Origin of the sequence: Confluentibacter citreus, assembly GCF_002807055.1 — a bacterium.
GTDB classification, from domain to species: domain Bacteria; phylum Bacteroidota; class Bacteroidia; order Flavobacteriales; family Flavobacteriaceae; genus Confluentibacter; species Confluentibacter citreus.
The window spans coordinates 83,542-100,430 of record NZ_NIXN01000007.1 but is presented as its reverse complement, the minus strand read 5'-3'; the positions used below and the strand labels follow the sequence as shown (position 1 = coordinate 100,430).

The following is a 16,889-nucleotide window of genomic DNA, read 5'->3' as shown; positions in this document are numbered from 1 at the left end:
AATAAATACCATGAGTTACATAGCGGACAATAAAAGATATGATGGCATGCAATACAACCGATGTGGAAAAAGTGGTATAGACTTACCCTTAGTCTCACTTGGATTATGGCACAACTTTGGTGGTGTTGATGTTTTTGAAAATGGTAGAAATATGGTGCTCCGCGCCTTCGATTTAGGTATCACACATTTTGATTTGGCCAATAATTACGGACCACCCGCAGGATCTTCGGAAGAAAATTTTGGAAAAATATTAAAGAACGATTTAAAATCGTATCGCGATGAAATGATTATCACCTCAAAAGCTGGTTGGGGCATGTGGCCAGGACCTTACGGTGATTTTGGTTCTCGTAAATATTTAATTGCGAGTTGCGACCAAAGTTTAAAACGCATGGGATTAGAGTATGTGGATATATTTTACAGCCATAGACCAGACCCAAACACCCCAGTAGAAGAAACCATGATGGCATTAGATCATCTTGTTAAATCAGGAAAAGCCTTATATGCAGGAATTTCTTCTTACAACCCAGAACAATCACGAAAAGCTATTACCATATTGAAAGAATTAGGTACGCCGTGTTTAGTCCATCAACCACCGTACAGTATGTTTAACCGTTGGATTGAAGATGGATTATTAGATGTGTTAGGAGAAACTGGAGTTGGTTCTGTTGTCTTTAGTCCGCTGTTTCAGGGTTTATTAACCGATAAATATTTGCATGGTATTCCCGAAGGTTCAAGAGCATCAAAACCAGATAGTTTTTTAACCACATCCGATATTAACGAAACCAACATAAAAAAAGTAATAGCCTTGAATGAGATTGCTAAAAAACGTAGTCAGAAAATGTCTCAACTAGCCTTATCTTGGGTTTTAAGGGACAAAAGAGTAACTTCAGTCATTATTGGTGCCAGTAAGGTATCGCATATTGAAGATGCCGTGGGTATAAATAATCATCCGGCATTTTCTTCGGAAGAATTACAAGCCATAGAAACCATCTTGAGAAGTTGATTTTTTAAAAATATCACTAATGATACTCCTGAAAGAAACATAAAAGCTTTTATAGATTTTATACTTTCTGAAGAGGGCAAATAAGTTGGTTGATACTGCTGGTTTTTTAAAACTCAGATTGCAACCCTTAATTTACTTTTAATAAATACAATACATACCCTATAAGCGCATTTTAGTCCACCCCATTTATAGAGATTATTTTTAAATTGCGGTGATTACCTACTGAAAATAGAATCAAATGGAAAATTAACCATTTCAAAATTTACTTAAAGAATGAGTTGTACATTTTATTTGATGAAATCATGATTAATAGCTTTAAAGGTTCTATATAAAATTTATGGAACCTTTATTTTTAATTAAAACATTCCTTACCCATAAAGCGGATAAATGACTACCTCTATTTTATCCATAAATAATCACATTTGATTATTACTTATTTTAAAAAATTAATAATGATATGAAAAGACTAAATTTCATTTTATTATCATCTTTAGCTGCCGCTACCGTTGCCCTACCAACTATTTGGATAAGTAGGGAACATAATTTAAAATTCCCTCATCATCTCACTTACATATGGGGAAGAGAAACTCTTCTCTGGATAGGTGAAGACTATTTAAGGCTTTTCCCAAACGAAAATGATGCAGATTATCTTTTAAAATTATTATTGGAAAAGAGATTCAGCATCGATAACATAATTGAGGAAGACTATAAAGCTGGCAAAACACTCGTTTTAAATGGTTGGGTTTTATCAATAACAGAGGGACGCCAATGCGCTCTATTTTCATTAACTAGAACTTACTAACCATGCATATTGATGCCAGACAACTAAACAATAATACATTAATTGAGGGTGATTTATGCATCATTGGCGCTGGTGCTGCGGGTATTAGCATGGCATTAGAATGGATACATACCAGCCATAAAGTAATCTTGCTTGAAGGTGGTGGCTTTGATTATGATGAAAAAGTACAACAACTATATAAAGGCACCTCATCGGGACAAAAATTTCCAGATTTCACAAGTAGTCGTTTACATTACTTTGGAGGAACAACTGGCCATTGGGCAGGATTTTGTTCACCATTTGACGAATTAGATTTTGAAGAAAGAGACTGGGTGCCCTACAGTGGATGGCCTTTAAAGAAAAAAGATTTAGACCCGTTTTATGACCGTGCCCATAAAACCATACAATTGGGGCCATATAATTACGATTTAAAATTTTGGCAAAAAAAACTGCCATATATGTATCCGTTTCCACTAAACGAAAAAGTAATACGTACAAAAATTTGGCAGTATAACCAAGCTCGTTATGGCAACATATATAAAGAAACTATTTTAAATGCAAAAAATATTCATCTATACACATATGCTAATGCGGTCGACATTCAGACCAACGACAATGTATCTCAAATAGAACAAGTAATTGTAAAAAATTATTCCGGAAAAACCCATACTGTAAAGGCAAAGCACTTTATTTTGGCTTGTGGTGCTATCCAAAACACCCGACTTTTATTGGCATCAAATAGTAAAGCAAAAGCGGGCTTGGGTAATGACAACGACTTGGTTGGTCGTTATTTTATGGAACATATTGAATTGAATGTAGCGGAACTCAATATGATAAAGCCTTTTGCAACCAATTTATATAATTTTGAAATGGGTGTTACAAAAGTCTCTGGTGAGTTAGGTATAACTCATGAGGCTCAAAAACAAGAAAAAATACTAAATGGAACGTCCTCTGTCAATCTGCTTCCTGAAACCGTAGATAACCAATTACGTTTAGATCGTTGGAAACATTATGAAGAAACGGAATCTTATATTAAGGATATGACAGATTTGTGGGAAGAAGCTGATACACAAGCTAAATTTGGCATGGGAGCTATAGGCAAAAAATTCCATTTGAACATACGTATGGAGCAATCTCCAAATCCAAATTCAAGAGTAAGCTTAGGTACTGAAAAAGATGGTCTTGGTGTCCCTAAAGCACACATGAATTGGGACTTAACCTTTCTTGACAAAAGAAGCATTCGCACCATATACTATTTAATTGGAAGAGAAATGGGAGCCAGTGGTCTTGGCAGGCTAAAATTAAGGGAAGAATTTCGAGATGCAAACGATCCTACATTTCCTGAAGATACGCATGGAGGTAATCATCATATAGGTACCACTCGTATGGATGCAGACCCTAAAAAAGGTGTTGTAGACATAAATTGTCAAGTTCACGGTATTAATAATTTATATGTTGCAGGATCTGCTTGTTTTCCAACGGCAGGCGGTCCAAATCCAACACTTACTATTGTAGCATTATCTATTAGGTTATCAGATTTTATCAAAGAAAAGATGAAATGGTAATTTTAGAACAAGACAGCTTAGTATAATGAAATTTCTAATAAACTAAAAGTATTACTCAAACACTATTAAACTTCCTTTCTTATACTTGAGAATAGTATATAGATTAACTACCTCACCCCTTTTACGTTCATTTTTAACGTATAAACTGAAGTCATTGCGGTAATAAAAAGGATGTTTTGCTCTTTACCCCCGAAGGTCACATTTGCTGTCCAACTTTGGTTTATAGGTATATTTAAAACCTGTTTTCCTTTGGTATTAAAAGCTGTTACACCCTTATCATTAGTTATGTATAAATGACCTTTATTATCTAACGTCAAACCATCAGATTTTTCTTCAACAAATAACGTTTTGTTAGAAAGGCTTGTATCGTCATTAATTCTGTAGGAATAAATTTTGGTGTCACCTATATCTGATATATAAATCATTTTGCCATCTGGCGAACCAATAATACCATTGGGTTGTACCAAATTTTCTGCCACTACTTTAAGTTCGCTTCTGTCTGGAGTTAAATAGTAAACATTTTTGCTTTCCATTTCTGGTAGCGTTCGCGTCCAATAAGGTCTTTGGTAGTAAGGGTCCGTAAAGTAAATACCGCCTTTGTTATCTATCCACAAATCATTCGGACCATTGAGTTTTTTATCCTTGTAATTATCTAGTAATATGGTAATATTCTTGTTGGCATCTATTTGCCACAACTCGAACTTTTCATCAGCACAGGCTAAGAGATTCCCATTATTATCAAAATACAAACCGTTAGATCTTCCTGCGGGCTGCAAATAAACCGATACCGTATCTTTTTCAGCATCCCACTTCATAATCCTATTATTGGGCTGATCTGTAAAAAATACATTCCCTTGGGCATCAACAGCAGGTCCTTCTGTAAATTCATAATCATCAGCTACTAATTTAAGAACTTCCCCTTCTGCAATTAATGGTAATTCTTCTTCATGGGCGGCATTTTCCTCTTGAGAAATATTTTCGGACTTACCTTTACAAGCATTAAATAGTGCAAGCATCAATACTATTATTACTACTTCTTTAGTATTCAATTTCATGTTTGATCGTTATTTTAAAACTCTCTTATTTTAATATTTTGAAAAGATACGGCATCTCCATGGTCTTGCAATAATATATGACCAGAAGGAATCGTGCCAAAATTTTTCCATGGCTCATATTTACTTCTGTCTACCAAAGCTCTAAATATTTGACTAAAGCGATTAAATTCAACTACCTTAACATTGTTTAGCCAGTGCTCTACATGGCCACCTTTGACTACTATTCTAGCATTATTCCATTGATTAATGCCTTTAAAAGATTTTCCTTTTCCCGTGTCAGGATTGTCTGCCGTAATTAAATCGTATAGAGAAGCGGTAGTCCTATTGCCATTGGTGCCCAATTTGGCATCGGGATGTTTATTGTCATCTAAAATTTGAAATTCCAATCCTATTGCAGAGCCTGCCCCTGAATTTAACTGAGGGTCCACAAAATATTTGATACCACTATTAGCTCCCTCTGATATTTTAAAATCTACACTTAATTCAAAGTCATGATATTTTAAATCCGTTATAATGTCCCCACCGTTCTCAGATTCTGCTCCCCCTGAGCTTAGTACTTTTAACTCACCATTTTCAATTAGCCATCCTTTTGTTGGAAAGTTTTTAGTTTTTGCACCATGCCAACCCGTAGTTGTTTTTCCATCCCATAACAACCTCCACCCCAATCGCTGTTCGTTGGGTGTTAATGCGTTTGTTAAGAAACTAATTTCTGGAGCATCTCCATCAACTTGGTTTCTTGAGGCTTCTAAGTCGGTTGTTTTTATTCTAATATTTTTCCATTTAATTTTTTTTCCTTCATCTGCATCATTATAAATTTCATGTACTTGAAAGGCTATAAAACCACTAGAGGTAACATCATCTACAAGATTTGTACACTGCAAGCCATTTACCCAAGTTCTAATGTTTTGCCCAATGGCTTCAATCCTATAATGGTTCCAATCCCCATTTTTAAAGGCATTTTGGGCTTTGTTATTTCTTGTTAAAGGATATAACCAACCCCTTCTTTGTTCATCATAAATACCACCCGACCATTTTCTTGGACTTGTTTCTATTTCGCATTGATAGCCATGAACAACACCATTTCTGTATTCGGAATTTGATAAACTTCTAAATTGAACCCCAGAGTTTAGACCATTATCGACTAAAACATCAAACTCTAATATAAAATCACCATATTGATTCTTAGTGGCAAGAAAGGTGTTTCTAGTACCCGCTTGAGATACACCAACCATTTCACCATTTTCAATGAGATAAACAGCATCGCCATTAATTTTATTAAAATTAGAGAAATCTTTTCCATTGAAGAGTAGTTCCCAATTGTCCTGTGCGTGGGCGTATGCGCTTAAAAAACAGCACAGTACTATACTGGCCATCCATTTTGTTTTATGTAAGTCGTTTTTTTGGTGAAAATTCATGATTTTAAATTTTAATAATAGTTTAATCAAATATCTAAATTGATATTAAAAATTGGCATTAAAGAATTCTTTTATAGTGTAGCAAACATTCATTTTAACATAACCAATGCTTTTAATAGTTGTAAGATTGTATTAAAAATCCTGAAGCTTTTGTTAACAAAATAGCTTCCGGACATATTTTAATTTTTTTTTATGATAACCTAATGATAATACATTATACGAAGGATTGTATTTATAACTCTGTAGTTACGGGTGGTTGGGAATTTAAAAAATTACTACTTGTATAAGCGGTTCGTGTAATTTTATTATTTTCAAAAACATAGGTATGTGTCGCTAAAGCCTCAATGCTACCTGTGTATGACAAACTACTATCTGCATCTATATTCAAACCTATACCACCACTTGTATTAACGGTATCATAGTTTAAATTAAGATTGAAAGACGTTACAGCATTTGCCCTGTTAATGACCATAACACTAATTTTATTACCGTTTACAGAACCAAAGACAATAACATCGCTTTTAGATGATTTACCTTTTATGTAATTACCGCTAAAATTTTTAGCTATCATTTCCATGTGCCTATACGTGGCTCGTGGCGTCATATTGGCTCCATCAATAAAACTAAAATCCGTTCCCTGTCTGTTCCCTCCATTTTCAAACATACTCCAACTGGTCGCATAAGTTGCACCATACTCCATACATAGGCCTAGAATGCCTCCAAACATTTGTCCGTTTTTCCAGGTATGAACTTGCGGACCCCCTTTAGCATTATATTCGCCAATACCCCATCCTAGTGCATCATTACCAGTTCTAGCCAATTGTATGTTTACAGCATCAATTTTTGCTTTACATTTTATTATAGAGGTTTTAAAGTCTTCTAAGCCTGCGTATGCTAAATCTATGTTATCCTCTTGTGGGTAACGGTGCCAAGAAATCCCATCGCAATAATAATAATCTTTTCCGGGCACTTTTCCTGCAATATTGTTTTTACCTCCAAACAAATCATTTAAAGCATCTTCAATGTAATAGGCGAAATCAGGCCCATATATTTTAATAGTTGGATCTATAAGTTTCATTGCTGCTGCTCTTTCTTTAAAATAAGGCTCTATTCTATCACCCAAAGTGGATGTTGCTGGTCTATTAAAAAACAACCAGGGCTCATTACCTATGTTCCAATATTTAATGGGCTTCCCACTTGCTAAATCCACATTAAAATACTTAACTAAAGCGGCGGCAGAAGCAGCCGAAGCTACTTGCGAAACCTGCATGATAGGTTCTGCTCCCATAGCCTGTATTCTAGTAACCCAGTCTAATAAAATGGCATTAGAAGGCATGTCATTATTATAGCCATTCCCTCCAATTCTTATGCTTTGCACACCACTTTCCGCAGTTAAATTCCAGACTTGATCTGTGATATTTCTTGAAAAACTCCAAGCATTATTTCCAACCAGCATTGGACTAATTGGAATACCATCGGTGGGCACGAGAACGGGTTCTTCATTTTCTATAGCATCTCCATCTATAAAAACGATAGAAGTATCATTACTACAACTTATACTACATAAAAATATTAAGAGATTTAAACCGAAAACTATTTTTTTCATTATTCTTTTTTTAATTAAATTTTGTTTGTACTGAAGGACTTTCCTTTAAAAAATTTTCATTGCTGTAAACAACCTTTTCTATATCATTATTATTAAAGATCAAGGTATGTGAAGCTAATCCTTCAATGGTATCACTATGGGAGATGTTGCTATCAGCGTTGATATTTAATAATGTTAAAGCTTTATCTTCAACAGCATTATCATAATTGAGATTTAATGTATATGACACTGGTCTATTAGATCTATTCATAATCATAACGCTTATTTTGGTACCATCAACTGAACCAAATACTATAATATCTGCTAACGTGGATTTACCTTCAACATAATGACCACTAAAATTTTGTGCAATCATTTGCATGTGTATGTAACTGGGTCTAGGTATCATGTTTTTGCCGTCTATAAAACTAAAATCAGTTCCTTTTCTATTACCTCCATTTTCAAACATACTCCAAGAAGTAGCATAGGTGGCGCCATATTTCATACATAAATCAAGAATACCTCCAAACATTTGTCCGTTTTCCCAAGTATGCACTTCTGGCCCTCCTTTGGCATTGTATTCTCCTAACCCCCAACCTAAGGCATCAGCTCCTGATCTATTATGCAAAGCATTAACACTGTCGACTTTTGCTTTGCACTTGATAATCGAATTTTTAAAATCTTCAATACCTTCGTAAGCCAAATTGATATTGCCATCTTGTGGATAGCGATGCCAAGAAATACCGTCACTATAATAATAATCTTTACCAGGTATTTTTCCGGCTATATCATTTTCCCCTCCAAATAAATCGTTTATGGCCTCATCGATATAATAACAAAAATCTGGACCGTAAATTTTTATGGTAGGATCTATTGCCTTCATAATAACGGCGCGAGGTTTAAAAAAGGCCTCTACCATGTCGCCTACTTTTGATAAAGCTGGCTTGCCATTTTGCAACCATGGCTCGTTACCTATGTTCCAGTATTTAATTGGTTTTCCGGTAACTAAATCAACATTAAAAAGTTTAACAAGAGCTTCTGCTTCTTTGGGATCATTATATTGGGAAACTTGTAATATGGGTTCGGCACCAATCGCTTGAATTTTTGTTACCCAATCTATCAATTGTTCTTTGGAAGGCATTTTTTTATCATAGGCATGTCCTCCAATTCGAATTGATTTTACTCCAGATTGTTGCGTTAAATCCCAAACCTGTTTACTTGGGTCGATGTACCAAACATTGGTTCCAACTAATATTGGGCTAATAGGTACTTTGTTTCTGTCCTGACTTCTATCAGAACTTTGATATGCTTTATCATTTTTTTTATTTGTTGCAGATTCTTGTGTTTTGCATGAAACACTTATAAATAGTAATAATAATCCAAAAGCAACTTTGTTTCTCATGCTTAATTCTTGTATTTAATTTTGTTACTTAAAAGTATGAATGGCAATTTTTAAAAGGACCTCAATAGTGATTAGTTAGCTAACATAGTTGGCACTATATTATTTGTAAAACTTGTACCCGTAGAGTTTATTAAACCAAACCAACCTCTGTCGCACCATACACTGTAAGACATATTTTCACTCAGTGTTGTTGTAGCAAATGTTTTATAATATCCACGAACAATATCGGTATTGCGCTCTGCAGTATTTCCATCTCGACCTACACCAAATTCTCCATAATTAACAGGAACATCTAAAAGTCTTGAATGTATGCCTACCTTTTTTATGGCATTCTCAAAAGTGCTATTCCCAGGAAAAGCAGCATTGCTTCCAGTTTGTCCACAAAATGCCCAAGGATTATAACTATGAACTTGAATTGATAAATACTTATCTGTTCCCCCTCCTGGAAGTGTTGCTTTTGAAGGATATACCTCTTCAATCATTACTTCGTTTCCTTGTCCGTTAGTACCAACCATAACCAAGCGCGTTGTATTATTTCCCCCAGCAGCACGAATAGCATCATACCCTACCTTGTTTACTTTTCTAGTGTACGTTAGTGCTGTTGCATTATTTGGATCGGGCCAAGTACCTCCCCATTCTCCTAAAGTACCTTCTGGCTCATTAAGCACTTCAAAGATAAGTTTGTGAGAATAGTCTTTAAAATATGTTGCTATCCCTGTCCATAATGTAGAAAATTTGTTATCAAAGGTAGCGGAGCCATTATAAAAATCTTTTAGCCAATGCTCATGATGTGTATTAATAACCACATACAAATCTAAACTAATGGCATAGTCTATTACTTTTACAAGTTCTTTAAATCTTGTGTTTTGATAATCTACATTCCCATTGCCATCAGCAAGATGATCATTGGCCGTAAATCTATCCATCCAAGTTACAGGAATTCTTATATGTTTCATACCTGCATTTTTGAATAGGTCTATGATTGGCTTGGCTGCTACATAGGTGGTGGTATTATTCCCATTTTCAAACGTGTTACCAAGATTAAAACCAGGCCCCATGGCCGTTACGATTTGTTTAGCTGTTAAAGCGGTGCCATCTCCCGTATCTGGATCTGGTTCATCTACAATAACCTCGCCTCCACCATTTCCATTATCACCATTGATCAATTCAACTGAATCGTTTGTACTACAGGATAATCCCAACAATATGGTTAATCCTATTAAAAATTTTATCTTTTTCATCTGCTTATTTTTAATTTGTATTTAGTGGTCAGTGCTATAAATCTATATTCATATTAAAGAGATCTTATAGCGCATTCCATAATCGTTTTTTATTTTTTACTGTAATATTCTTTTAAAATAAAGAAGGCTTTTTTCTTTTTGCCTGTTTCTGAAATTAACCCTTTTCTATTCCAAAAACTTTGATAAACAGGATTCTGACGTCTTGGTGATTTAAAATCTACAAGTATCCAAGGAGTCATCCCTCTTAAGCCATCAATTTTATCGAGCATTTCTAACTGATTGATGTAAATTAATTCTTGATACTCTTCACTCCACATGGTATCCTCATCTCCATGAAAACCAGCTAAAGCACCTGCACCAAATTCTGAAATCACTACCGGTTTATCAAACTTGATATCAAAAGAATATTTTGGTAATTCTTTAGCATCAGACCAATACCAACCTCCGTACTCGTTAAAACTTGCTAAATCTAATTTCTCTCCGAGTTTATCTTCAACAGTCACTGTATACCCATGTCTTTCAACTTCTAACGCTGCGGCTATTAATCTTGTATCATCAGTGCTTCTGGCTATATCTACCAAATTTCCCATAAATACATTCCTTTCAGGGGTAACAGGTGTTTCGTTTCCAACAGACCAAATAATGATACTGGCTCTATTCTTATCGCGCTCAATAGCAGTTGTTAATTGGTTTTCTGCATTTTTGAATGTTTCTGCATTTGTCCATGAAATCGTCCAATATACAGGCACTTCTGCCCAAACCATTAATCCCATTTCATCTGCTAAACGCAACATGGTTTCATTGTGGGTATAATGAGCCAAACGCACATAATTACAACCTAAATCTTTGGCCCATTGCAACATCATTCTCATATCGCCTTCTCCTCTCAACCTTCCCTCAATTAATGGATTTTCATCATGCATTGAAATACCTTTTAAGAAAATGGATTTATCATTTAGAATGATATCTTTTCCTTGTGTTTTAATGGTTCTAAAACCAATTTTGTCTGAAATGTTATCATGCAATGAACTTATTTTTACATCATATAGCTTAGGTGTTTCCGGTGACCAATAGGTTATGTTTTTAATAGGGATTTTAAAAGTAACCATCCCGTTATCATCAGATTCAAATGATTTTTTGATTTTTAATTCGGGGATTTCAATGACTAAAGATTCATTTTTTTGAAATCCATCTAATTGGATATGACCTTCAATTACTTTATTATTGCCTTTTTCTAGTTGCACTTTATAGTCGGTAATGAACGATTTAGGAGTTACAACCAAAGTTACATCTCTGGTTATACCACCATAGTTCCACCAGTCTGTATTAATAGTAGGCACTTCATCCTTTTTCCGGGTATTATCTACCATAACAACAACAAAGTTGTTTCCTTCTACCACTTTGTCTGTTACTTCAAATTGAAAAGGGGTAAATCCACCCTTGTGAACGCCTAATTTTTTCCCATTTAAGTACACATGGCTTTCGTAGTTAACGGCACCAAAATGCAAGAAATACCTATTACTATTGTTAGTAATTACAGTAAAATCTCTTTTATACCATAAGGTTCCTTCGTAAAAATTTAAACGGGGATCTTGAGAATTCCAATCACCAGGCACTTCTAACGTTGGTTCAAAAGTAAAATCATACTCAGCTCTTTCTGTTTTTTTTAGATTTGTTAAATTATCATAAAAACCACCTTTACCAGATTTTGTTTCATCGAATGGCTCCTGTCTATAATCTAAATACCCCATTTTATAGGGGTCTATAATATAGTTCCATCTTCCATTCAGACTTACTTGATTTCTACCATGTATGTTTTGAATTGTTTTTTGCGCAAAGGTGTTTAATACCCCAGAGCATACAAACAGTAATACTATAATCAGTTTTTTAATTATTGGTTTTGACATATCTATTCTATATTCACATTATAATTAACAATAAAAAGAGGCTTTTAAAAACTCAATGGAAAAGTAATCTCAAACCTCTTTTGAACAATTAAACTAAACTAACATTAACTAAATTTTTAATATCCTGGGTTTTGAGGAAATGTTTTCATTAAATCAATCTGATTTTGAGGTATTGGAAGTCTAACCATAAAATCTGCCATTGGAAAGGCATTTGTTACCACTTGAGCTGCATTAGCACCAAATCTGTAATGCAAACGTTGTCTTTCTACCAAAATACCTAAGCGCTTCAACAAAAACCAACGGTTCCTTTCTAAATTAAGCTCTCTTGCTGATTCTTCTAAATAGGTATCTAAAGTCCATGTTGTAAAATCTACTGATGGAGCAGGTGTATTATACTCCAATCCATAGGCTCTACGTCTCACTTTGTTCATGTATTCTAAAGCGATGGCTGTTTCTCCAAGATTGCTATGAGCCTCCGCACCTAACAAAAATGTTTCTGCCAATCTATACATAGGATAGTCTTTCCAGCTATCATTTGTTCTATCTCCTTTTTCAGCATCGAAAAATTTCTTTGAACTAAAATGGTATCTTCTAATATCATTTTCAAAATCTGTTACAGGAATTACTTCCCCAAATCTTGGTGAGTTAGGATTGTTAGACACATAAGTTTCTGGATAAAAATAAGCCGTGTACCTTAAGTCATTGGTAATAATTTGTCTACCCCATGGTCTGGCAGGATTGGGAATGACAAGTGTACCATATAATTCTTGTAAGTAGTTATTTGGATATGCCCATCCTAAAGCCTCCCCACCATTCTCTGCAGAGTGAATAAATAATCCGCTACCGTGCTCATAAAGTCTATTTGTAAAAACAGCTCCAAGCCAAGTGCCTGCGCCACCAGCTAAATTATCACCTGCACCTGTCGAACCTCTATCTTGATCTCTAACTATTGCAAATAACATTTCGTTGTGGTTTAAATTTTCTCCAAAAACTTGATTTATTGGCACTAAAGTTCTACCACTTTCAGTAATTATTTTATCAAACTGGTCTGCAGCTTCTTGGTATTTTGCAGTTACATTAATAGATGTAATGCCAATACTTGGCAAATACTGCGCTTGCCACATGGAGCTTTTACCTTTAAGGTGTCTGGCTACCGATCTATTATATCTACCATAATCTTCATTATATCCTAAATGTTCTATGGCAAAATCCAAATCACCATCAATTACCTCAAATACAGCCACTGGATCTGCCACTTCATAAGTAATTGGGTCGTTTGCATTTTCTGCGGTAGTTGCTGTAGTATCTAATAGGATGTTGTCATACATTCTTATAAGATCGATATAAAGTTCGGCACGCATTAGTCTAGCTTGAGCAACAATACGATTCATACGTATTAAATCTGCTCCTTCAACAGCAATATTTTCAGAATTTTGAATTATTGCATTGCATCTATCAATTAGTTGATAGCCTTCAACCCATTTATAACCTGGAAAACCAGCTGGTGTATGACTTTCAGTTTGATATGGTGTCGTATATGTTCTAAATTGGCCTAAATCATCCGCAGCCATAAAAAACATTTGTGCTCTAATGCCTCCACCACCAGCTTCCCCTGCTGGAGCATTGTATGAACGGTATTGATTGTATAGACCATTCACACCTACCTCTAAACCATTAACTGTGGAATAAATACTTTCTTCAGACACTTGATCTAAAATTGCATCTTCCAGAAAGTCTTCGCAAGACACACTAACTATTGACACAAATAGTGTAAATACATATATTTTAATTAAACTTTTTTTCATCATATTTTATTTTAAAATGATTATATACTATTATTAAAACGATAATTGTAATCCAGCCACTATAGTTACAGCTTCTGGATACTCATTAGGGTTTTTCTCTGGACTAAATGATTGGTAATCAGTTATTGTTATTAAATTACTTCCTGTTACATAAAATCTCAATTTGTTCAGGCCCAATATATCTAATGCTTGACTAGGTAGAGAGTACCCTAACGTAACATTCTGCAAACGTATGTAAGAAGCATCTTGAAGTGCTATTGTAAAAAGATTTGTTGGGTCGTTAGCTTCTGATGGCCTTGGGAAATTACCTCCTGGGTTTTCTGGAGTCCAGTAATTTTGTTTAATACCGTTTTTAATACCTCTTAGAGAACCTCCTTCATTATAACCTACCAGGAAGGTGTTGTATCTGGTTCTGCCTTCAACAATGTTTACATCAGCAGAAAAATCAATGCCTTTATACTCCATATTTAGACTCACTGTTCCAAACCAAGCTTCAACACCATCGGTAAAAACACGGTCAAAATCATCATTAATGATACCATCTCCATTAACATCTAACTGCTTAATATCACCAGGCATTGCGGTAGGTTGAGCAGAATTTACGATATCTTCACCTTGCTGGAAAATACCAATTCCCATTCGTTGAAAATGTCCTCCTAAAGATTTTCCAATAAACCATCTGTTCCCAACATTGTCATCTTCTCTACCATCACCATCACCATCTATGCCGCCAAGACTTAGTAATTTATTTGTGTTTTTTGTGAATATAAACCCTAAGTTTACCTTCAAATCGTTAGTTCTAACTATACCTAAATCTAAATTTGCTTCTATACCAGTGTTTTGTATTTCTCCTTTATTAACAAGTCTATTAGTATATCCTAGTCCCGTTGGTAATGATTCACTTTGTAGTAAATCTCTAGTTCTGCTATCATACCACTCAACAGTACCATTGATCCTGTTTGATAAAAATCCAAAATCCATTTTAACATTCAATGTTGTAGTCGTTTCCCATTTTAAATCTGGGTTTGCCAATCTATCGCCTGGAATAAGCCCGGAAACTTGCTGCCCGCCTAAAATGTAATCTCTTTGAACACCAGAGGTTAATGTACCCCCATTACCTATTGTTTGGTTACCAATATCACCATAACTTGAACTAAATTTTAATTGATTGATAGCAGTTATGTTTTTTAAGAAGCTTTCGTTATGGGCATTCCAACTTACACCTACTGCTGGAAAATATCCCCACTTATTATTTACTCCAAATCTTGTAGATCCATCAGCTCTGGCGGATACCAACATATAATATCTAGAATCATACCCATATTCTACTCTACCAGCAAAAGATACTAATCCACTTCTGGATTCCGCAATTAAAGGTATATTTATTAAGGCAGTCTCTAAACCATTTATTCCAAGAATGTCATTTGGAATTTGATCTGATGTATTTCTAAAATTTGTATATTTTTGCTCGGATGCCGAATGTAATACTGTTATATCTAATTTGTGCTTGTCCGATTTAAACTCAGGTTTGTAGGTTAAAATATTCTCTACTTGCCATTCTTCATTATCTTGAAAATATATAAATCCACTTCCAATACCTCCTCTTATTATACCTGTAACTGAATTTGTGGAATTGTAGCTTCTTTGTTTATTGTTCCAAGATCTTCTACTCGCATTTATTCTATAATTTAAACCTTTAAAAAGGGTTAAATCGGCAAAAATATTTACTATGTCGTTTCTACTATCGTCTCTTGTATTTGTTTCATATAAATCAATGAGCGGATTTCTGTTTTCTGAAAAATCACCCGGCAAAAACCGGAGGCTACCATCATCATTAAAGACCCGTCCTAAAGGTGATGTACTTATTGCAGTAAGAAGTATGCCCCCTACATTAGGTCCATCTTCTCTAGAATACTGTAAAGATGTATTAACGCCAACTTTCAACCACTTAGTAACTTCTTGATCAATATTAAACCTACCAGAAACTCTAGTTCCTGCAGAATTTGGAATAATCCCTTCATTTTGAAAAAAGTTAAAACTAGAATAAACTTTAGTTTTTTCCGTACCTGAAGAAATACTTATTTGATGGTTATGGGTTGTACCTGTTCTTAAAATTAATTTTTCCCAATCTATATAATTTCCTGTTTGTACACTCTCCAATTCTAGAGCAGAAAAAATTTCTGAATCAGGTCTGTAAACACCACCATTGGAAGTTCTAAAAGCTTCACGTTTTAATTGGGCAAACTCATCTCCGGAATAAATATCAAAAGCCCTATTAAATGTTTGGAGCCCTGTAGCTCCATTATAATTAATGCTAGTAATCCCCAATTTACCTCTTCTAGTAGTAATTAAAACAACACCATTAGCGCCCCTAGAGCCGTATATAGCTAACGCTGCAGCATCTTTTAAGACCTCCAGTGATTCGATATCATTTGGATTTATATCATTAATTGAACCTGCGGGTACACCATCTACAATTATGTAAGCACCTGTTAGTTCTCCATTAAGAGCATTTTGTCCACGTATTACTATTGAAGAGTTTCCAAGAGGTCCGCCATCACCTAATGTCACCCTTACACCGGCCGCTTTACCTCTTAACATCTCAGCGACGTCTGCAGTAGCCACCTTTGTCATGTTTGCAGGGTCAACGGAGGTGACAGAAGCAATCATATCACTTCTTTTTCTCGTTCCATAGCCAACAACAACAACCTCATCCAACGCAGATAAATCCTCTTGCATTACCGTATTCAATTGAGTTTGATTACCAATAGAAACTGTTTGGGCTTTCATACCTACGTAAGAGAAGACTAATTTACTATTTGAGGGTGCATTGATAGTGAAATTACCATCGAAATCTGACAGCGTACCCGTTTGAGTACCTTCAATGATGATATTCACTCCCGCTAACGGAACACCAGATTCATCAACTACTCTTCCAGTAATTGTCTTCTCTTGAGCATGGACATTATTAAAAATAATGCACAAAAAGAATATTAAGCTTGATTTGAAATAATTTCTTATTTGAAAAAACTTGTTTTCATAATTGTTGTTTTTCATTGTTAATAAATTTAATTAGTATTTAGTTTGATTAATAAACCGTTAGTGATTTACAATACAAAAGTGTATATTA

General features: G+C 34.8%; 11 protein-coding genes. 3 read left to right on the top strand and 8 right to left on the bottom strand.

The features are described 5' to 3' along the window. Window positions 1-10: 10 nt before the first annotated feature. The 3 genes from mgrA (at window position 11) to CDH49_RS13230 (ending at window position 3,349) form a co-directional block, all read left to right on the top strand. Entirely contained in the window at window positions 11-1,003 is a 993-nt protein-coding gene (mgrA, locus tag CDH49_RS13240) for an L-glyceraldehyde 3-phosphate reductase (RefSeq protein ID WP_100616015.1), read from the top strand. 457 nt (window positions 1,004-1,460) lie between these two features. Beyond that, on the top strand, window positions 1,461-1,805 hold the full coding sequence (locus CDH49_RS13235) for a hypothetical protein (RefSeq protein ID WP_100616014.1): 345 nt from the start codon (window positions 1,461-1,463) through the stop codon (window positions 1,803-1,805). 2 nt (window positions 1,806-1,807) lie between these two features. Further along, complete coding sequence (locus CDH49_RS13230) at window positions 1,808-3,349, top strand: GMC oxidoreductase (protein ID WP_100616013.1); 1,542 nt, start codon at window positions 1,808-1,810, stop codon at window positions 3,347-3,349. A gap of 107 nt (window positions 3,350-3,456) precedes the next feature. On the opposite strand, the gene CDH49_RS13225 is transcribed toward CDH49_RS13230, so the two are convergent. The 8 genes from CDH49_RS13225 to CDH49_RS13190 all read right to left on the bottom strand — a co-directional run bounded on the left by CDH49_RS13225 (window position 3,457) and on the right by CDH49_RS13190 (window position 16,816). Further along, window positions 3,457-4,404 (bottom strand): SMP-30/gluconolactonase/LRE family protein, encoded by a 948-nt coding sequence (locus CDH49_RS13225; protein ID WP_239970666.1) that lies wholly within the window; start codon window positions 4,402-4,404, stop codon window positions 3,457-3,459. Between the two features lie 14 nt (window positions 4,405-4,418). Next, complete coding sequence (locus CDH49_RS13220; RefSeq protein ID WP_204524830.1) at window positions 4,419-5,819, bottom strand: 3-keto-disaccharide hydrolase; 1,401 nt, start codon at window positions 5,817-5,819, stop codon at window positions 4,419-4,421. Window positions 5,820-6,051: 232 nt separating this feature from the next. Beyond that, window positions 6,052-7,425: a glycoside hydrolase family protein gene (locus CDH49_RS13215; RefSeq protein WP_100616012.1), complete on the bottom strand. Its 1,374-nt coding sequence runs from the start codon at window positions 7,423-7,425 to the stop codon at window positions 6,052-6,054. 10 nt (window positions 7,426-7,435) lie between these two features. Then, a complete protein-coding gene (locus tag CDH49_RS13210; protein ID WP_100616011.1) occupies window positions 7,436-8,806 on the bottom strand; it encodes a hypothetical protein in 1,371 nt (456 codons plus the stop codon). 71 nt (window positions 8,807-8,877) lie between these two features. Beyond that, entirely contained in the window at window positions 8,878-10,047 is a 1,170-nt protein-coding gene (locus CDH49_RS13205; RefSeq protein ID WP_100616010.1) for a glycoside hydrolase family 5 protein, read from the bottom strand. 89 nt (window positions 10,048-10,136) lie between these two features. Next, window positions 10,137-11,954, bottom strand: a complete 1,818-nt coding sequence (locus CDH49_RS13200) for a glycoside hydrolase family 2 protein (RefSeq protein WP_100616009.1) — start codon at window positions 11,952-11,954, stop codon at window positions 10,137-10,139. Window positions 11,955-12,070: 116 nt separating this feature from the next. Beyond that, the gene (locus tag CDH49_RS13195) at window positions 12,071-13,762 is read right to left on the bottom strand and encodes a RagB/SusD family nutrient uptake outer membrane protein (protein ID WP_100616008.1); all 1,692 of its coding nucleotides are present in this window, start codon (window positions 13,760-13,762) and stop codon (window positions 12,071-12,073) included. A 30-nt stretch (window positions 13,763-13,792) separates the two neighbouring features. After that, the gene (locus CDH49_RS13190; RefSeq protein WP_100616007.1) at window positions 13,793-16,816 is read right to left on the bottom strand and encodes a SusC/RagA family TonB-linked outer membrane protein; all 3,024 of its coding nucleotides are present in this window, start codon (window positions 16,814-16,816) and stop codon (window positions 13,793-13,795) included. Window positions 16,817-16,889 lie beyond the last annotated feature (73 nt).